Raw genomic sequence first — 17,578 nt, forward strand, 5'->3', positions numbered from 1 at the left:
GCCTTCGTCGGGCCGGTGAACGGAATAGCGCGCCGGGACAACCTTCGGCGCTCAGGGCTCGCTCACAACCACGCCTTCGAGACGCCCTTTCTCCAGAATATCCAGCAACACCACACTCTGCTTTTCTGTCGGGAGCTTGGAGGGAATCTGCATGGCCACCCTGAGCACGCCGTCTTCCTTCAGGGTGAGCAGATCTTTCTCAAGCAGCGACTGATGGATGCGAGCCCATTCCGCAGCGGGAACAGCCAGCACTTTTCGCTGCGCCTCGATGCCGTTGTCGATCCTCTGCGTCTGCTTCGCAGTCTTCACGATCGCTGCCTGATCATCTTGCGGAACAAGTCGATCGTAGAACTCGGGCGGGAGGAGATTGGCAATGGCGTCGGTACGAGCCTGTATCCTCGTCCAGCACGCCTCCTTCTTGCACCACTCGGAAATGTTGGAAATGCCTTGCGGTGGTCTGATGATGTCGTCGTTCACGACCCCCGACACGACAGCGATGGCACTTTCGAGCACCGGATCGACCTTCTGTGCATTCCAGATGCCCAGAAAGTCGATGCTCTCCTTCCTGCGCTTCGTGATGTCACCGAGTACCGCCAGCGTGTAGGCCACGATGTTTGCTCGGTACCCGCCGTTGTACCAGGGCTGCGCAGAAACGATGCGCTCCGTGGCGCGGAAGATCAGACCACGTGCGACAGCCCTCTTGAAATAGAACTCGTTGAACGCGTCGGATGATTTCTCCCACTCGCTGCCGATTCGGGCGGCGTAGCGCGCAAAGTTCTTCTGGGAGCCAAGATTCACCCACCTGGGATGGTCATCCCAGACATTCTCGAACTTCGCGAGGTCCGTCTTCGTGAACATCTGTGGCTTGGGATGCTCCGCCTTGAAGCGACGCTGCTCCGCGGGTGTGAGCTTGGACTGTGCATCGGCATACTGGCCGCGCGCGCGCTCATAGAACCATCTCGTCTCGCGCGGGGCGCCCTTCTGCGCGGGTGCCCAGATCCGTCGGGAAAACCCTTCCATCCGCACATGGAACGGGTGGTTCGAGAAGAAGTCGGCGGCATTCACCCGATTCTGGGTGTTCGCATACTCCGATATCCTTGGAACGACCGTTTCGCTCTGCAGGCTGTCGATGACGGACAGCTTCAACTGGACGAATATCTGGGAAAGATCGGCCTTGTCCCGCTTCCGTGTGTGGAACAGCGATGCCGTGGTCTGGCCACCATTGACGATCTGGAGATCGACAACCCTCGTGATCGCCAGACCGGAATCCGTCATCCCTGTCTCGACACTCTGTGCAGTAGCCGTAATCCCGTTGTTATAGGCAAAGAACATCCCAGGTTCGTTCAGGATCGTCGCCCTTATTCCCTGGTTCACATTGCCGCGCGCCTGCAGGAACGTACGGACGTTCTGCTCAAGCAAACGCGCTCCGAATCTTTCGTACAGGGTCGCCAGCACCTCGGCAGGCATGACCATGAGATAGGATTGATAGGCATCGGTCCCCAGGTGTGCGGGAAGGCAGGCGATGCCCTTGCCGAACATCTGCTCGAAGTCGAGGTCGAGTGGCTCCTTGTGGCTGCGGGAGCTTCGCTGACGATGAAGTCGTGAGATGTCCCAGATGTGGTGAGCAACCGGAACACCTGCCACTTCCGTATCGGGAAGGGCCTGGATTTTCTCGCTGAGCGTGCGCTCGGAAAAGAGAACCAGGTTGACCTGCCGAATGGCGTCCTTGCGATCCGCAATCTGCCTGGCAAGGCCGTACTCCGGCGATGTGACCTCCAGTTCGCCGGCCAGGCCCTTGTTGGCGCTGGCCTCGAAGAAGTTGGCAACACGCTTGAATGCCGCGGCCACTTCCGTTCTGGTGAGCGATGCCAGCTCGTTTCGGGAGTCGAAGTCCGCGATGAAGAGGTCCAGAACTCCTTCGTCATTGAACCAGTAGCCGTCCACGCGCATGCCACGCTGCGCCCGGAAATGGCAGAGCTCGAACCCTTCCGTGAAGCCTGTCTCGACAAGGTCGTTCGCGATGGCCTCCATGAATTCGGAGAGCTGGAAGCTGCCATTGGCTTCGGCGCCCGCCAACAGTTCCTGTCGGAAGTCGTGGAAGAACTCTTCGTCGGTCTGCTCCATCAATCCTCCCCGAAGATGGATGCTTCGTCACACTTGTACGGAGCAATCGTTTCCAGCCTGATGTCGTAGGCCACGTTGGCAATCCCTGGCGGCAGTTGCGACCGCATCAGACGCGGAAATCCGTCACCAACACGATAGCTGCGCACGTCGCTGACGACAAAGCGAGGCTCATCGTAGTCAGGGAGCGGCGCATAGCCGTGCGCAACCAGCTTCCGGTCAAAGGCCTCGACGGCGTCCGCCTCGCCGAGCCGTGCCTGGACTGCAGTGACGATCTCGTTGAGCGATCGAGCTCCTGCCGCGTCGGCCAGACTGCTCAGCCGGTACACGCGCAGGAACAGCGCATCGTTCAGGGATTCGAGCTGGTCTTCCGATGAAATGCGGACGCTGCTCCGCTCTGCGCCAGAGAGCGATTTGACCTCGACGGCTGTGTTGCCAAAGATGAAATCCTGATGTGATCGTTCCGGACCGAGCCAGGCCTCGACGGCGTCACTGCTCGACATCTGCCGATCGATCAGTTCCGTCAGAAAGACGATTTCGGCGAAGAGACCGCGGACTTCCTCGATGGACAGGTGCTGACTCCGGCCTGACAGGAAGGTCTTCCAACGGCGGATGTGTGCCAGAGAGACCGCGAGAGAACTCGCCGAGTCGGTGGCGTGCTCCAGCGAGGATGCAAGGGTGCGGCACAGTCCTTCGAAGAGATCGCGGTCGACCTGCCTTTCAAGAGCGAGGACCAAGTGCTGCTGCCCCTGATCTCCGGCACGAAGATCGACATCGATGCCGTTCACCGTGACCGCGTTCTTCCGGTACTGGGCTGCGTGGTCGCCCTGAAGCTCCACGATGAACAGGCAGGCGCCACTGGCATCGCGTCCCCAGAAACAGGGCACGGCCGTTCCCGCCGCAACCTGGCGGACATTGAAGTCCGCTCCCGGAACGGCGATGTCATCCCACGGAGAGGACTCAGGCATCGTAGTCATCCTCCTCGTCAGGATCGTCGGCGTAACCCTGCATCTGCTGGAGCCAGACCTTGTTCACGACGACATTGATGGTCGTCGAATAGTCCCCATAGGGAAAACTGACGCCGAAGGCGGCGATCGGTCCCGTCACGGCCTCGCCCTTGGGCTCCAAGCTGTGAATCATGAGGAGCGGCTTGTTCCGGACCATACGGTAATGTGTGTCGGATACCGCTCCTGAGCCATCTTCGCCGCCAGCCAGCGTCCTTGCCTCATTGCGTTGTGCGTCGCTGAGCCCAAGCTTCTCGTCGCCACGCGAGGCAACCCTGTCCTTGTTCAGGCGCCACGAAGTGCCGTTCGGCTGATCCTTCCCGACGACGCGCACCTGATTCCTCAGGGTGAACGGGTTTTCACCGCCTGAGCCACCCGAAGGGGAAATCAGCAGAACATCGGCCAGCGGGCGCTTTGTCGCAATCCGTTCGAGATAGCTCACCACGTCCGACTTCTGTCCGGCAAAGGTCGAATGGCATTCGAACCGGGTGAGGAAGTCGTCGATCACCTCGACGGGCACGTCCCTGAAGATGACGCCCTTTTCGGTGGGCTCCTCCGGTCGTCCGCCGAATCCACTCCGCCAGTGATCGGCGATCAGCGCAAGGTTCCTGGCATTCACGTCGGGGTCGGTGGAGACAATGTAGCTCTCCCGCAGTCGCCCACTGAAACTCTGCTCGACCGTGACCTCCTGGCCCGATCGCATCTTGTTCGCCGCCGTGATCAGCAGGCTGTCCGGATGCGAGCGGACGTACAGGCCAAAATCCTTCGGGCTGAGGCGATCGCGCCGCATGCGCTTGACCTGCTGTACAAGCTCTTCGGCGGCATCGGCGATGTGGGAGTACCAGTTGATCGAGTCGCGCGAGAGATGGACGCGGCAGAGGTCCTCGAAGCCCGGCCGGTAGCCGAACCAGCGGCCCATCTGCATGAGGGTGTCGTACATCTTCGTATTGCGGTACATGTAGCTGACGGTCAACCCCTCGATGGTCAGGCCTCGGGAGAGGCTCAGACCACCGACCGCGACCGCGGTCAACCCGACTCCTTCCTTCGCGTAGCGGGCGTAGTCGAGCACCTCGTCACTCTTGCTGTTGATGACATAGAGGTGGAGGTGCTCGAAGACGCCGCTGAGGGCAGTCTTCACTTCCGCCCAGGTAAACCCAGCATCGGCATACTCGGCATCGAAGGCATGCTTCAGGCCCTGCATGTACGCGTTTCTTGAGGAAACCTCTTCCGGCATCGCGTAGTTGGCGAGAACCGCTTCCCTGATCTTCTTCTCCCTGAGACTCAGGAAGTCACGCACGGCCTTCTGAACGGGCACGAAGCGCGACACATTGACCATCATTGAGCAATGCTTGCCGGTCTGCCCACGCAGGTTCCGGATGGCGCGGGCGACGATGAATTCGTCGAGTGCGCGATAGAGGCTGGGGGGCAACTCGTGGACGGGATCGTCACGCTTGTGCGCGTACGGGATGAGATCCTCGCAATCGTCGATCGGCCTCACGATCGATTGACTGGTCGCCTCGTCGAGGAACACCTTCTCGGCACCGAAGTACGTCGTTGGCGCGTCCAGGCAATAGATGAAGTCGCGCGGGAACAGCTCCTCACGCACATCATCGCCATAGGCGTCGGGGTTGATGAAGATGTTGGCGAACGGTGTCGCCGTGTAGCCGACATAGCACGATTTCGCGAACAGCCCGAGGATGCGCCGGATCATCGCATTCGTTCGGGTCGGATCCAGATCCTCCTTGTTCGTGTTGATCGACGCGTTGTCGGCCTCGTCGTCAATCAGCAGCATCGGCACGTCGGAAATCCGGCCATCGCCCTCGGCGTTCAGCTCCTTCAGCCACTTGTGAAGGGCCGTGAGCGTCGTGACGTTCTTCTTGATGACCAGAATGATCGGCTTGCTGAAGTCGTTGATCTTCCAGCCGCTCTTTTCCGCCGTGTTCTTGTTGAAGTCCTCGTTGATGTTGGTGAGGGTGGCCGGATGCGGATAGCCCGACGCGAGGCCGACACCGATGTTGCGACGATCCTCGGGATCGCTGGATCGGCCGATGAAAGCCTCATCGATGCGCTGCTGCGTCTGCTTGCGCAGATTGTTGTGAATGCCGGCGACGACGATGATGAACTTGTAGCCAGCGTCGGCGGCGCGTGCTATCAGGCCGGTGTAGTTGGCCGTCTTGCCCGACTGCACATGACCGATGACAAGTCCGCGACGGTTCCAGGTTGTGCCCTCGCTCAACGGGTCCTGCAGGTGGCCGAGAATGCGGGTCGTCACATCGCTCAGCGACTGGACCATCTGCGGTGGCCAACCTTCCTTGAGAAGAAAGTTTCCATAGGATTCCGCATAGGTCCAGGCGACATCCTCACGCTTGTGGACCCACTGATCATCATGCTTCGCAGTGACATCCACCAGCGAAACACCGGCGCCCATGCGCGTGTCGACCGAGATCATCGCCTCGGTGACGATATTGCGGAGATCACCCGTATAGCCGAAGATCGCGGCGATCTGTCTCGCCTTCTCCTCCACCTGCTCGCGCGTCGGCGTCTCGGCCATGTTGGCAAGGCCCGAGATGAGCGCGTTGGCGATGTTCCGTTCTTCCGTGATGACTGTGAGGCTCATGCAAAGGTCTCGCTGATGAATTTTTCGGCCAGTTCGATCTGGCCATCGAAAAGATGCGTCGAGCGCACGATCTGGAGAAAGGCATTCGGATCGCCCGGCCCGTCGCCGTAGAGCACCTTCCTGAGACTCTTCAGGCGCTCCAAAGTCTGACTTTCATCCACCGCCCTCTGGTTGATCTCGCGCGGATGGGTCGAGTAATCGGAATAGATCATCTCCACCGGCAGGGAGGCGGCAATCGAATCCAGCAGGACACGAAGCAGATCCGCATTCTCGGGCGAGAGTCTTGTGCCCAGGGATGCGATGAGTGGGTGCTGCTCGTTGATTGCGAAACGGATGCCGCCGTGATCGGCGTAGCGCTCCCAGAACGGGGCCTGGCTTTCCTGAAAAAGCCTCTGCCCGCGTCCCCGATGCACCGTCACGCTGCGGGCAGTGATCCTGTTGATGATCTGACGCAGGCGCTCCCGCACCGCATGCGGCGGGCGGGCACGGGATTTCTTGATGTCGATGGTCCAGGCTTCGTCCAGACTGTTGGGAAAGTCGATCTGTATCCGCGCCAACTTGGTGGCCTCACCCTTCGGCACGAGTCTGAACCAGTCGCCCCAGGCCATCAGGCGGCCGTTTCGATAGACGTAGCCCCCCTGATTGGAGATGAAGTCACTGCGATCCTGGTAGTAGTCGTACTCGGACGCGGACAGACGACTGTGGTGTGGAAGCACGTAAGGCTGCAGGCGCACCTCGGCCTCGCCGATGCGGACGATCTCCTCCGGAAGCACCTGGGTGGCAGGATTCTTCCTGCAGAAGGGGTCGAATGCCGTAATCGGACGACCATTGACGGTGAGAGAAATCCTGGCATGTCCCTTGATCTCACCCGAGAGAAACCGGTGGAAGACAAGTGACAGATGTCTGCCCACCACCTCAAGCTTCTCATTGACGATCTCGTCTCGACGATCCCCTGCCTCGTCCTCCATCAATCGGTCGAGCTCTCGCCAGATGACGGCCGTGCCCCGGGCGCCGAGCCGTTCGACATAAGGCAACCCATGGATGTCCGCATCGTCCAAGATGGAAAGAATCCAGTCGTCGGCAGCATCGATGCGATCCAGATTCCATTCGGCTCCGCAGACAGTTCCATCGCGTGTGCTCACAACGGTCAGCGAGCGACATTGGGAAAACGAGGCTGTCTTCAGGCCAAGGCCGAAGCGCCCAAGATCCTTCGGTGACCGATGCTGCCTGGGGTTGCCGGTCCCATGACGCATCGCATCGAGCAGCTCGTCTTCCGTCATCCCCCTGCCGTTGTCGAGGATGACCATCACAGGATGCTCACCGGACACATCGCAAATGATGTCGATGGTGTCCGCGCCAGCGGAAATGCTGTTGTCGATCAGATCGGCAATCGCAGTTTCGAGCGAGTACCCAAGGTCCCGCATCGATTCGGAAAGGCAGGCCGCGCTCGGCGGATGACTGCGATCACGAGCCATCGGCTTCCTCTTGCGTCTTCTCGTGAGTCACGTGCATGGTAAGCTCCGAATTGCTGCTTCGGGTGTCGTCTTCATCCGTTCGCATTACCAAGTGGAAGCGCGGAGCTGCCATCTCTGCAGACATTCAGGCGGAAGATGCTCAAGACCATGCGCGTTCCTACCACTCCGCAGCGCAGCCGCATAATGTCGAGCATTCGCGGAAAGAACACCCGGCCGGAACGGATACTTCGCTCCCTCCTTTTCGCCAGGGGTTTTCGATATCGACTTCATGTGCGGGGGCTGCCCGGCTCCCCCGACCTTGTGTTCCCGAAGCGCAGAGCAGTGGTGTTCGTCCATGGCTGCTTCTGGCACCGACATGAAGGCTGCCGCTACACAACCACTCCCAGGACCAATGAAGATTTCTGGCGGCAGAAGTTCCAGGGAAATGTCGCTCGCGACAGGCGCCATGCGGAGATGCTCCATGCTCTCGGCTGGCGCGTGGCGGTCGTCTGGGAGTGCGCCTTGAAGCACTCGGTCGAGGAGACTGTGCAAGCGGTTGAGGAGTGGCTGCATGGCGATGAGGATGTCCTGGTGATTGGTCAGAGCATTGACTAGCCCGCTTCGGTAAGCACCGGAAGCTGTTCTGACAGGTTTCGCGGCATGCTTCCCGCCGGCCTCTTCTGTACGGCATCACCAGCCTGCCTCCGCCTCCTCCTGCTCATCTCGTTCAGAAGACTACGAACGATCTTGGCTAGTTTGTGGGCAAGCAACGGAGGCACCGCATTGCCGACCTGGGTGTACTGCTCCGTGCGGTTGCCCGCGAAGACGTAGTTGTCGGGAAACGTCTGGAGCCGTGCTGCTTCCCTGACCGTGAGACTTCTGCATTGGGAGGGGTCGTAGTGGATGTAGTAGTGCCCGTCCTTGGCAATGTGAGCCACCACCGTGGTGGACGGTTCGTTCCTGCACTGCACGCGGAACCGATCCTTGAACGGGATCGCTTCGGATTCCCGATCGACATGCACATTGATGTGATCGGGAAGTAGCTTGGGGGGGAACACATCCAGCCGCGGGCAATATCCCCATAAATGAGCGAAGCTGGCCGAGAAAAGATAGCGAGCAAGATCGGATGCCATGTGCGCGCGCGCTTCATGCTGACAGACACCACCCAGGCTTCGGTCGTGAAGCCATTGCTGAAGCTCGGTTGGCTTCTTCGGCCTTCTATAGCCTCGTGAAATGAAGGCGCCACCGGTCGTGGTGCTGGTTGCCGCAGCGGCAAAGGCACGCATTGTCCCGATCATGACGGACTCGTTTTCTGTCCTCCATCCCTTGACGTAAGAGGGGGCAGCCTGAACAGCCTTGCGCCATGCCTCCACTGAATCGCCACGCGACAGCTTGCTGCGGATTCGGGGAAGATCGTCAATGGCCTGTTTGACGGTGACAGGCCTTGCTACTGGTGCCAGCAACTGGTGTTGAGGCATGTCCAGCCCCTTTCTCACTCCGAGCAGAATCACGCGATGCCTGCTTTGCGGGATCCCATGGCGCTCAGAATGGATAAGGTAGTCGGTGGGTTCCAGCGAACTGCCGTCGCCCTTCTTGGTGAAGGATCGGATCTCATATTCGAGCCCCTCGGTCGGCATCGAAAGATCCGCAATGATCTTCTCGAACATTGGGGCGCCGGAGTGCTTCGAGGAAAGCAGACCCTTGACATTCTCCATCACGAAGATGGTGGGCTTGTGCACCTGGATGATTCTCAGGTACTCCCTGTAGAGGAAGTGCTTTTCATCCTTGTGAAAGTCCTTGTCGTTGGCGCGTCTGGAGCGCCCCGCCAGCGAATACGCCTGGCAGGGCGGGCCGCCGATCAGTACCCAGGTTTCCTGCCCCTTCAGTGCAGCACGAATTTCCCTGTCGATACTGGCTTCGTCGGACTTGCCAAGCTCTAGGCACCTCGCCTCGGCGGCAGCATGCTCGAAGGCGCTGGCCACGGCAGGGATCCTGCGGAAAGCGGCCTCATCGATCTCGCCCCGTATGTAGCTGTAGTAGTGCTTGACGTCCTTGGTGCCACGCAAACGCCTGAACACTGCCCTGAGCGTCAGCGTGCGATGTGCGACAGCATCCTTTTCAATGGAAAGGGCGATCTCGAAGAATGGCTGCCGCTTGTGGCCCTGCAGGGAAGCAAATCCTTCCCCGAGCCCTCCTGGGCCAGCAAAAAGATCAATTATGGGAACTGGCACGCCAGCAATCCTCCCCTTGGTTCTTTCCCGAACGTGATTCGGTTGCCGATTTGGTGCACGCTCACTCTGCCTCCGGCTTCTTCTTGCTGATGCTTTCGGCGATCCACCGATCCAGCTCCGAGCGGCGAAAGCGCCAGGTTCCCCCAAGCTTGAACGCCGGAATCTCACCTTTCTGGGCAAGGCGATAGACCGTCCGTTTCCCGGCTTTGAGGTAGGCCGCGACCTCCTCAAGCGTGAGGATCTCGCTCTCGACTTCAGTCATCCGGAAACCATCCGATCTGGCCTTTCGTAGATTACGATTGCCAAGTTTAGCCAATTCTACCAAGCTGCGGTAGGCGCTGGCCAACTCCGCAATCCCGGGAGCATTGCACGGTTGATCGCCAGCTCGCCCCGGAAATCCGGTCATGCCGTAGTTCCCATTCCCTGCGGCGCAAAGCGAGAGCGCGCCACAGCATCGTGCCATCCGCATCAACGGGGAATGACACGATGGGACAGACCAACCGCCGCAAATCCGCATGGCCTGCGCTTGCCGTGGTGTTGGCTGTGTCGTTCTCGGCGCTGCAGCCTGCCGTCGCCGCCGACAGCCTCGCCTTGGAGCGTGAGCAGCTCGCCGCGCTCGCCCGCCAACTCGACCTGATCGACCGCCTCGCCGAGCACGCCGCCAATACCGCTCCGCAGGAACGCGCCCGCTACCACTTCGACCATGCCCGCCTGCGCGAGGATCTTCAGCGCGTCCGGGCGGGCATCCAGGACTACCTGACGCCGCCGCGCGCCCAGCCGCGCGATTCGGTCGAGCTGTCCGGTGACTACCGCCAGTCCAGCCCGCCCTCCGACCAGGAGGCACCCCAATGAACGCCGCCCAGGTCAGCGCCTTCCAGGCCAACGGCGGCTTCGCCCCCGCCGCCGTGGCCACGGTGGTGCTCGGTCTGGTGTTCGCCGTCCCGCTCCTGTGGGGCGTGTGGGCCATGTGTACCGCCTACACCGGCTGGGCCGAGCAGCGCCTGTCCCAGCGTCAGTTCCTGGGTGTCGTCGTGCGCTTCGTCGCGATGTACCTGGTGCTGACCTATTTCCTCCTGTCCTGACCACCACGAAAGGCCCTACCGCCATGAAGACCCATCCGATTCCCCATCGCGTTGCCACCACCATCCTCGCGCCATTGATGCTGATGGGTTTGCCATTGGCGGCCCGGGCGCAGGGCCTGCCGACCATCGAGGACCCCTCGCGCGGCCAGGGCAGCGGCATCATGCAGACGCTGCAGAACTACGGCTACGACATCGTGCTGCTGATCGCGCTGCTGGTGGTCGCCTCGATGTTCGTCGGCGTGTGCTACCACGCCTATACACGCTACTCGGAAATCCATACCGGCCGCGCCACCTGGGGCCAGTTCGGTCTCACCGTGGCCGTGGGTGCGATCCTGCTGGTGGTCGGCATCTGGCTGCTGACCAAGGCCACCGGCGTGCTCTGAGCGGCGATGGCTGCCTTGAACGATATCGCGCGTGACGGGTTGGTGACCTTCCTGCCGCACAGGCTGAACCGCCAGCCCGTGGTGGTGAGGGGCCTGACCGCCGACGAACTTTGGATCTGCGCCGGTCTGTCCGCGGTGGCGGGGTTCATCGCCGGCGTGCCGCTGGCCTGGGCCACGCACAGCGTCGCCATGGTGCCGACCCTGATCGTGGCCGGCGTGGCGGCTGGCGTGTTCGGTGGTGGCGGCTTCCTGCGCCGGCAGAAGCGCGGCCGCCCGGACACCTGGCTGTACCGGCAACTGCAGTGGCGCCTGGCGCTGCACCATCCGCTGGCAGCGCCCTGGCTCGGTGGACACCGTCTCATCACGCGTTCGGGGTACTGGACCACCCGGCGCTCACGCGGAGCAGCCGCCTCATGAGCCGTTTCAGGAACGAAGTCCATCACCTGCAGGCCCATGTGCGCACGCTGCGCCTGGGCGCCGGTGCGTTGTTCGTGGTGGCGCTGCTGCTCGGTTTCGGCTGGTGGAGTGCGCCGAGGCAACTGACGATCCACGTGCCCCCCGATCTGCGCTCGGGCAGCACCCGCGCCTGGTGGGATGTGCCGCCCGAGAATGTCTATGCGTTCGCCTTCTACGTCTGGCAGCAGGTACAACGTTGGCCGACGGATGGCGAACAGGACTACCCGCGCAACCTCCACGCGCTGTCGGCCTATTTCACACCGGCCTGCCAGGCCTTCCTGCGCCAGGACTACGAGCACCGGCGCAGCAGTGGCGAATTGCGCCAGCGGGTGCGCGGCATCTACGAGATTCCGGGGCGCGGCTTTGGCGACAACCCCACGATGCGGGTAAAGACGGTTTCCAGCCGCGACTGGATCGTCACGCTCGATGTCAGCGCGGACGAGTACTACGGCGCCGAGCAGGTCAAGCGGGCCCTGGTGCGCTATCCGCTGAAAGTGGTGCGGCTGGACGTCGATCCCCAGCACAACCCCTTCGGCCTTGCGCTGGACTGCTATGACGGCGCGCCGCAGCGCATCGAGGCACCGTCGCCGGCAGTGCCTCCGTCCGGCACGCCCGGCGGCGGCCTTTCGCAGGGAGGCAACCCATGAAACACCACGTCTTCACCATCGTGGCGAGCCTGGCCCTCGGCTTCGGCCTGGTGCCGGACAGCCATGCCATCGAGATCCTGCGCTGGCAGCGGCTGCCGCTGGCCGTCCCGCTGGTCGTCGGCCAAGAGCGCGTGGTCTTCATCGACCGCAACGTGCGTGTCGGCCTGCCCCCGAGCCTGGGCGAGCGGCTGCGCGTGCAGAGTGCGGGTGGAGCCATCTACCTGCGCGCCAGCGAGGCCATCGCGCCGACGCGGCTGCAACTGCAGGACGTGGAATCCGGCGCCATCGTGCTGGTCGACATCGCAGCCACGGACGCCGGGGAAGGCGAGCAGCCGCTGGAGCCTGTACGCATCGTCCTGCAGGACGCCGCCGCGGAGGCCAGCGGTGACACTGCCGCCGGTCCAACCCAAGCAGCGCGACCCGCCAGGCGTCGGCAAACGCCGATAACCGTTGTCCTGACGCGCTACGCGGCGCAGAACCTTTACGCACCGCTGCGCACCGTCGAGCCCGTGGCCGGCATCGGGCGCGTGCCGCTGCGGCGCCCGCTCGCGCTGGACACACTGCTGCCAACGCTGCCGCTCAAGGCGCGGGCGCTGGCGGCCTGGCGACTCGAAGACCAGTGGGTCACCGCGGTGCGCCTGACCAACACCTCGCCTCACCGTATCGATCTCGATCCAAGGGTGCTGCAAGGCGACTTCGTGGCCGCGACCTTCCAGCATCCCGACCTGGGGCCGGCGGGCGCTTCGACCGACACCACGGTGGTCTATCTGGTCACGCGCGGCCGTGGCCTGGCCGAGTCCCTGATGCCGGTGCTCAGCCCCATCGATGCCGGCACGAACTTGCCGCCGGCCGCCGCTGCGGGGAGGACGTCCGATGAGGAGTAATCCCCTGTTGAAGTGGCTGCTGATTCCGATGGCATTGTTGCTGGTGTTCGTCGGTGCCAGGTTGTTCTCAGGCAGTGACGCTGCACCTGGCAAGCAGGATGTCCCGGGGCAGCTCACTCCCGAAGAAATGAAGGCGCTCGGCATCGCGGGCGACACCCCGCGCGATACCGTCGCCACCCTGGTCGCGCAGGTCAAGCAGCTCCGCACCGAGCTGCAGACCGCGCTGAGCGACAACCGCCAGCACAAGGCGGAGAACGAGCGCCTGCGTACCCGCGAGGGTGCGATCGACCAGCGCATCCAGAACGCCCTCGACAGCGAACGCCGCCGCCTGGAGCAGGAGCGAACCCAGGCCGCCAGCGACCGGCAGCAGACGCAAGGGCTGATGCAGGACTTGCAGCGCCGCCTGGACGGGCTGTCCGGCAAGGGCGGTGCCGCCGACCTGCCGATCGGCCTTGGACTGGACGGGCATGACGGCTTGCCGCTCAAGGATGGCGGCATGCGCTGGATCGAACCGGATGACGCCCGGCCCGATCCCAAGGGCGGTTCGAGCAGCCTGCGCTTGCCCGCCTTTCCCTCCAGCTTCGGCCCGGCCTCGCCGGAGCTTTCGGCCGCGGCGGAGGCCGTCAGCGACAGGACGGCGCAGGCCGTTGGCGGCACCACCCAGGCGGTCTATACGTTGCCCACCAACGCCACGCTGATGGGCTCGGTCGCCATGACCGCGTTGATCGGTCGCATCCCCATCGACGGCACCGTCAACGACCCGTTTCCCTTCAAGGTGCTGATCGGGGCCGACAACCTGGCGGCCAACGGCATCGAGATTCCCGACGTGGCCGGTGCGGTGGTGAGCGGCACGGCCTCGGGCGACTGGACGCTCTCGTGCGTGCGTGGGCAGATCCGTTCCATCACCTTCGTGTTTAGCGACGGCACCATCCGCACGGTGCCGGAGGACGACGGCAAGCGCAGTCGAAGCCAGAACAGCACCAGTCTGCTGGATGGCCTGGGCTGGATCAGCGATCCCTACGGCATCCCGTGCGTCTCGGGCGAGCGCCGCAGCAATGCCCAGCAGTACCTGGGATCGCAGGCGTTGATCACCGCGGCAGGCGCAGGCGCCGCCTCGCTCATCAATTCCGACAACGGCAGCGTGGCCGTGGCCGCCAACAACAACGGTTCGCTGGGCACGGTCGGCATTTCGGGCAACGAGGCCATGGGCCGCATCTTGGCCGGTGGCGTGCGCGACATGGCCGACTGGGTCAACAAGCTCTACGGTCAGGCCTTCGCTGCGGTCTACGTGCAGCCCGGCGCCAGGGTGGCCGTGCACCTGGAGCAGCCGATCGCCATCGACCACGACGCCAAGGGGCGCCGGGTGAATCACCTCATGGGAGAAGCGCATGCGTCGGACCTGGATTGACCGCCCCCTTGTCTTCCTCGCCGCCGCAGTTCTCGCGGGTTGTGCCACCAGCTCGGAAAAGCTGCTGCCCCGGGGCGAGCACACCATGCTGGACATCTGGCAGCACGAGACTGGCGGCTACAGCGGCGGCCAGGCCGGCCGCCTGCTGCTCGACGCACGCCAGGACCTGCGCCGCCCGCTGGCCGACGCTGACACCCTCGCGGCGCCCGCCCGGAACGCGGCCTATACCCGCACGGCAGCGAACGAGATCCAGCGACAGTTCCATCGACTGCCGAACCCCGATCTGGTGATGTACGTCTTTCCGCACCTGGCCGGCACCGACCCAGTACCGGTGCCCGGCTACAGCACCGTCTTCCCGCTCTACCAGCGCGTGCAGTACGCGATGCCCGGCGAGCGGCTGGAGGACTACTGATGGGCTGGCGACTGCCGTGGCCGCGTCGTCCGGCCCCCAGGCCAGTCCAGGCCGACATCGAGCCGGACGCCTGGACGCGGCATGTCGACCGCCTCGCTGCGCACGGCATCGACGCACCTGGCGCCGCCCTTGGGTCGAATCATCGGCGACCCGCGACGCAGGCCGACCACGCGGCGCTCTACGACGTGGCGCCGTCCTTCGCCGACCTGCTGCCCTGGGTCGAGTATCTGCCGGCCACGAAGAGCATGCTGCTCGAAGATGGCCAATCGGTGGCGGCGTTCTTCGAGTTGCAGCCGATCGGTACCGAAGGGCGCGAGACCGCCTGGCTGTGGCAGGCCCGCGATGCCCTGGAGAATGCGCTGCAGGACTCCTTCGACGAACTGGACGAGAACCCGTGGGTGGTGCAGCTCTACGCGCAGGACGAAGCCGATTGGGAGCACTACCTGCGCACGCTGGGGGCGTACCTGCATCCACGCGCGCAGGGCAGCGCGTTCAGCGAGTTCTATCTGCGCTTCTTCGGTCACCACCTGCGCGCGATCGCCAAGCCGGGCGGCCTGTTCGAGGACACCACGGTCACACGCCTGCCGTGGCGCGGCCAGACCCGGCGCGTGCGCATGGTGGTCTATCGGCGCACCCCGGACGCCGCATCGGCCCGGCGCGGGCAATCGCCCGAGCAGGCCCTGGCGACGATTTGCGACCGCCTGGTCGGCGGCCTGTCGAATGCCGGCGTCAAGGCCCGGCGCCTTGGCGCAGCAGACATTCACGACTGGCTGCTGCGCTGGTTCAACCCGAATCCCGGCGCGCTGGGCAGCACGGCCGAAGACCGGGAACGCTTCTACGCGCTCGCCCGCTACCCGGAGGAACGGGAAGAGGGCGAGATCGAACTGGCCAGCGGCGACTTCGCGCACCGCCTGTTCTTCGGTCAGCCGCGCTCGGATGTCGCCCGCGGCCTGTGGTTCTTCGACGGCATGCCGCACCGGGCCATCGTCATGGACCGCCTGCGCTCGCCGCCCTCGACCGGACACGTGACCGGCGAGACGGGCAAGGGCGGCGATGCGATGAACGCGCTGTTCGACCAGATGCCTGAGGACACGGTGATGTGCCTGACTCTGGTCGCCACGCCGCAGGATGTGCTGGAGGCGCACCTCAACCACCTGGCCCGCAAGGCGGTTGGCGAGACGCTCGCCAGCGAACAGGCGCGCCAGGACGTGCAGCAGGCCCGCAGGCTCATCGGCAGTGCGCACAAGATGTACCGGGGCACGCTGGCGTTCTACCTGCGCGGCCGCGACATGGCGCAGCTCGACGCCCGCGGCCTGCAACTGGTCAATGTCATGCTCAATGCGGGCTTGCAACCGGTGCGCGAAGAGGACGAGGTGGCCCCGCTCAACACCTACCTGCGCTGGCTGCCCTGTCTATTCGACCCGGCGGCGGACAAGCGGCAGTGGTACACGCAACTGATGTTCGCGCAGCACGCGGCCAATCTGGCGCCGGTGTGGGGGCGCAGCCAGGGCACCGGCCATCCGGGCATCACCTTCTTCAACCGGGGCGGCGGCACGATCACCTTCGATCCACTGAACCGGCTCGACCGGCAGATGAACGCCCACCTGTTCCTCTTCGGCCCCACCGGCTCCGGCAAGAGCGCCACGCTGAACAACATCCTCAACCAGGTCACGGCGATCTACCGGCCCAGGTTGTTCATCGTCGAGGCCGGCAACAGCTTTGGCCTGTTCGGTGACTTCGCCGCTCGGCTGGGCCTGAGCGTGCATCGCGTGAAGCTGGCACCCGGCGCGGGCGTGAGCCTGGCGCCATTCGCCGATGCCTGGCGCCTCGTCGATACACCGGGCCAGGTGCAGACGCTGGATGCCGACGCCCTGGACGAGGACGGCGACACCCATCCGGCCGACGACGGGGATGACCAGCGGGACGTACTCGGCGAACTCGAAATCACCGCCCGGCTGATGATCACCGGCGGCGAGGACAAGGAGGAAGCGCGTATGACGCGCGCCGACCGCAGCCTGATTCGCCAGTGCATCCTGGACGCCGCCCAGCGCTGCGTGGCACAGGCGCGCACGGTGCTGACCCGCGACGTGCGCGACGCGCTGCGCGAACGCGCCCGCGACGCCAACCTGCCGGATGCCCGGCGTGCGCGGCTGCTGGAGATGGCCGACGCGATGGACATGCTCTGCCAGGGCGCGGACGGCGAGATGTTCGACCGTCCGGGCACGCCCTGGCCCGAGGCGGACATCACCATCGTGGATCTGGCCACCTTCGCGCGCGAGGGCTACAACGCGCAGCTCTCCATCGCCTACATCTCGCTGATCAACACGGTGAACAACATCGCCGAGCGCGACCAGTTCCTGGGCCGGCCGATCATCAACGTCACCGACGAAGGCCACATCATCACCAAGAACCCGCTGCTCGCGCCCTACGTGGTCAAGATCACCAAGATGTGGCGCAAGCTGGGGGCCTGGTACTGGCTGGCGACGCAGAACATCGACGACCTGCCCAAGGCCGCCGAGCCCATGCTCAACATGATCGAGTGGTGGATCTGCCTGTCGATGCCGCCCGACGAGGTGGAGAAGATCGCCCGGTTCCGCGAACTTTCGCCCGCGCAGAAGGCGCTGATGCTGTCCGCGCGCAAGGAGGCGGGCAAGTTCAGCGAGGGCGTCATCCTGTCCAAGTCGATGGAAGTGCTGTTCCGCGCCGTGCCGCCCAGCCTCTATCTGGCCCTTGCGCAAACCGAACCGGAAGAGAAGGCCGAGCGCTACCAGCTCATGCGCCAGTACGGCATCGGCGAACTGGATGCCGCCTTCAAGGTGGCCGAGAAGATCGACCAGGCGCGTGGCATCGCATCGCCACCGCTGTTCCTGCCGAAATGA

The 17,578-nt window shown here is 63.7% G+C and carries 16 protein-coding genes; 10 read left to right on the forward strand and 6 right to left on the reverse strand.

Going from position 1 to position 17,578, the window contains the following annotated elements; all coding sequences use genetic code 11:
- Window positions 1-51: 51 nt before the first annotated feature.
- Genes PVE35_RS07090 through PVE35_RS07105 form a run of 4 tightly spaced genes read right to left on the reverse strand, consistent with a single transcriptional unit; the run spans window position 52 to window position 7,217 of the window.
- Window positions 52-2,124 (reverse strand): AIPR family protein, encoded by a 2,073-nt coding sequence (locus PVE35_RS07090; RefSeq protein WP_144735378.1) that lies wholly within the window; start codon window positions 2,122-2,124, stop codon window positions 52-54.
- Window positions 2,124-3,089, reverse strand: coding sequence for a PD-(D/E)XK motif protein (locus tag PVE35_RS07095; protein WP_124086379.1), 966 nt, complete (start codon window positions 3,087-3,089; stop codon window positions 2,124-2,126). Before PVE35_RS07095 ends, PVE35_RS07090 begins: the two co-directional genes overlap by 1 nt.
- Window positions 3,082-5,742: a Z1 domain-containing protein gene (locus PVE35_RS07100; protein ID WP_224396968.1), complete on the reverse strand. Its 2,661-nt coding sequence runs from the start codon at window positions 5,740-5,742 to the stop codon at window positions 3,082-3,084. The genes PVE35_RS07095 and PVE35_RS07100 overlap by 8 nt, the downstream gene beginning before the upstream one ends.
- Entirely contained in the window at window positions 5,739-7,217 is a 1,479-nt protein-coding gene (locus PVE35_RS07105; protein WP_124086383.1) for an ATP-binding protein, read from the reverse strand. The genes PVE35_RS07100 and PVE35_RS07105 overlap by 4 nt, the downstream gene beginning before the upstream one ends.
- A gap of 135 nt (window positions 7,218-7,352) precedes the next feature.
- On the opposite strand from PVE35_RS07105, the gene PVE35_RS07110 reads away from it, so the two are divergent.
- Window positions 7,353-7,811 (forward strand): very short patch repair endonuclease, encoded by a 459-nt coding sequence (locus tag PVE35_RS07110; protein ID WP_277374225.1) that lies wholly within the window; start codon window positions 7,353-7,355, stop codon window positions 7,809-7,811.
- On the opposite strand, the gene PVE35_RS07115 is transcribed toward PVE35_RS07110, so the two are convergent.
- Both PVE35_RS07115 and PVE35_RS07120 read right to left on the reverse strand, forming a co-directional pair.
- Entirely contained in the window at window positions 7,808-9,427 is a 1,620-nt protein-coding gene (locus PVE35_RS07115; RefSeq protein WP_124086385.1) for a DNA cytosine methyltransferase, read from the reverse strand. The two genes, PVE35_RS07110 and PVE35_RS07115, sit on opposite strands and share 4 nt — an antisense overlap.
- A gap of 61 nt (window positions 9,428-9,488) precedes the next feature.
- Window positions 9,489-9,689: a helix-turn-helix domain-containing protein gene (locus PVE35_RS07120; protein WP_009397209.1), complete on the reverse strand. Its 201-nt coding sequence runs from the start codon at window positions 9,687-9,689 to the stop codon at window positions 9,489-9,491.
- A gap of 224 nt (window positions 9,690-9,913) precedes the next feature.
- Here PVE35_RS07120 and PVE35_RS07125 point away from each other — a divergent pair, with 224 nt between their 5' ends.
- From PVE35_RS07125 to PVE35_RS07165, 9 genes are read left to right on the forward strand one after another with little or no spacing between them, the layout of a single operon-like run.
- Window positions 9,914-10,279, forward strand: a complete 366-nt coding sequence (locus tag PVE35_RS07125) for an RAQPRD family integrative conjugative element protein (protein ID WP_124086387.1) — start codon at window positions 9,914-9,916, stop codon at window positions 10,277-10,279.
- Complete coding sequence (locus PVE35_RS07130; protein WP_277374226.1) at window positions 10,276-10,509, forward strand: TIGR03758 family integrating conjugative element protein; 234 nt, start codon at window positions 10,276-10,278, stop codon at window positions 10,507-10,509. The genes PVE35_RS07125 and PVE35_RS07130 overlap by 4 nt, the downstream gene beginning before the upstream one ends.
- A 23-nt stretch (window positions 10,510-10,532) precedes the next feature.
- A complete protein-coding gene (locus tag PVE35_RS07135) occupies window positions 10,533-10,892 on the forward strand; it encodes a TIGR03745 family integrating conjugative element membrane protein (RefSeq protein WP_034036942.1) in 360 nt (119 codons plus the stop codon).
- Window positions 10,893-10,898: 6 nt separating this feature from the next.
- Complete coding sequence (locus tag PVE35_RS07140; RefSeq protein WP_124128670.1) at window positions 10,899-11,309, forward strand: TIGR03750 family conjugal transfer protein; 411 nt, start codon at window positions 10,899-10,901, stop codon at window positions 11,307-11,309.
- The gene (locus tag PVE35_RS07145; RefSeq protein ID WP_032958271.1) at window positions 11,306-11,995 is read left to right on the forward strand and encodes a PFL_4703 family integrating conjugative element protein; all 690 of its coding nucleotides are present in this window, start codon (window positions 11,306-11,308) and stop codon (window positions 11,993-11,995) included. The genes PVE35_RS07140 and PVE35_RS07145 overlap by 4 nt, the downstream gene beginning before the upstream one ends.
- Window positions 11,992-12,879: a TIGR03749 family integrating conjugative element protein gene (locus PVE35_RS07150; RefSeq protein ID WP_124128669.1), complete on the forward strand. Its 888-nt coding sequence runs from the start codon at window positions 11,992-11,994 to the stop codon at window positions 12,877-12,879. Before PVE35_RS07145 ends, PVE35_RS07150 begins: the two co-directional genes overlap by 4 nt.
- A complete protein-coding gene (locus PVE35_RS07155; protein ID WP_277374227.1) occupies window positions 12,869-14,287 on the forward strand; it encodes a TIGR03752 family integrating conjugative element protein in 1,419 nt (472 codons plus the stop codon). The genes PVE35_RS07150 and PVE35_RS07155 overlap by 11 nt, the downstream gene beginning before the upstream one ends.
- The gene (locus PVE35_RS07160) at window positions 14,268-14,699 is read left to right on the forward strand and encodes a TIGR03751 family conjugal transfer lipoprotein (RefSeq protein ID WP_032972565.1); all 432 of its coding nucleotides are present in this window, start codon (window positions 14,268-14,270) and stop codon (window positions 14,697-14,699) included. Before PVE35_RS07155 ends, PVE35_RS07160 begins: the two co-directional genes overlap by 20 nt.
- Window positions 14,699-17,578 (forward strand): conjugative transfer ATPase, encoded by a 2,880-nt coding sequence (locus PVE35_RS07165; protein WP_277374228.1) that lies wholly within the window; start codon window positions 14,699-14,701, stop codon window positions 17,576-17,578. Before PVE35_RS07160 ends, PVE35_RS07165 begins: the two co-directional genes overlap by 1 nt.

Source organism: Pseudomonas sp. AA-38, from assembly GCF_029457475.1.
Lineage (GTDB): Bacteria > Pseudomonadota > Gammaproteobacteria > Pseudomonadales > Pseudomonadaceae > Aquipseudomonas.

What these genes read in the sequence shown, in the direction of transcription:
- PVE35_RS07090 (WP_144735378.1), bottom strand. Translation starts at nt 2,124, where the DNA reads ATGGAGCAGACCGACGAAGAGTTCTTCCACGACTTCCGACAGGAACTG.
- PVE35_RS07095 (WP_124086379.1), bottom strand. Translation starts at nt 3,089, where the DNA reads ATGCCTGAGTCCTCTCCGTGGGATGACATCGCCGTTCCGGGAGCGGAC.
- PVE35_RS07100 (WP_224396968.1), bottom strand. Translation starts at nt 5,742, where the DNA reads ATGAGCCTCACAGTCATCACGGAAGAACGGAACATCGCCAACGCGCTC.
- PVE35_RS07105 (WP_124086383.1), bottom strand. Translation starts at nt 7,217, where the DNA reads ATGGCTCGTGATCGCAGTCATCCGCCGAGCGCGGCCTGCCTTTCCGAA.
- PVE35_RS07110 (WP_277374225.1), top strand. Translation starts at nt 7,353, where the DNA reads ATGCTCAAGACCATGCGCGTTCCTACCACTCCGCAGCGCAGCCGCATA.
- PVE35_RS07120 (WP_009397209.1), bottom strand. Translation starts at nt 9,689, where the DNA reads ATGACTGAAGTCGAGAGCGAGATCCTCACGCTTGAGGAGGTCGCGGCC.
- PVE35_RS07125 (WP_124086387.1), top strand. Translation starts at nt 9,914, where the DNA reads ATGGGACAGACCAACCGCCGCAAATCCGCATGGCCTGCGCTTGCCGTG.
- PVE35_RS07130 (WP_277374226.1), top strand. Translation starts at nt 10,276, where the DNA reads ATGAACGCCGCCCAGGTCAGCGCCTTCCAGGCCAACGGCGGCTTCGCC.
- PVE35_RS07135 (WP_034036942.1), top strand. Translation starts at nt 10,533, where the DNA reads ATGAAGACCCATCCGATTCCCCATCGCGTTGCCACCACCATCCTCGCG.
- PVE35_RS07140 (WP_124128670.1), top strand. Translation starts at nt 10,899, where the DNA reads ATGGCTGCCTTGAACGATATCGCGCGTGACGGGTTGGTGACCTTCCTG.
- PVE35_RS07145 (WP_032958271.1), top strand. Translation starts at nt 11,306, where the DNA reads ATGAGCCGTTTCAGGAACGAAGTCCATCACCTGCAGGCCCATGTGCGC.
- PVE35_RS07150 (WP_124128669.1), top strand. Translation starts at nt 11,992, where the DNA reads ATGAAACACCACGTCTTCACCATCGTGGCGAGCCTGGCCCTCGGCTTC.
- PVE35_RS07155 (WP_277374227.1), top strand. Translation starts at nt 12,869, where the DNA reads ATGAGGAGTAATCCCCTGTTGAAGTGGCTGCTGATTCCGATGGCATTG.
- PVE35_RS07160 (WP_032972565.1), top strand. Translation starts at nt 14,268, where the DNA reads ATGCGTCGGACCTGGATTGACCGCCCCCTTGTCTTCCTCGCCGCCGCA.
- PVE35_RS07165 (WP_277374228.1), top strand. Translation starts at nt 14,699, where the DNA reads ATGGGCTGGCGACTGCCGTGGCCGCGTCGTCCGGCCCCCAGGCCAGTC.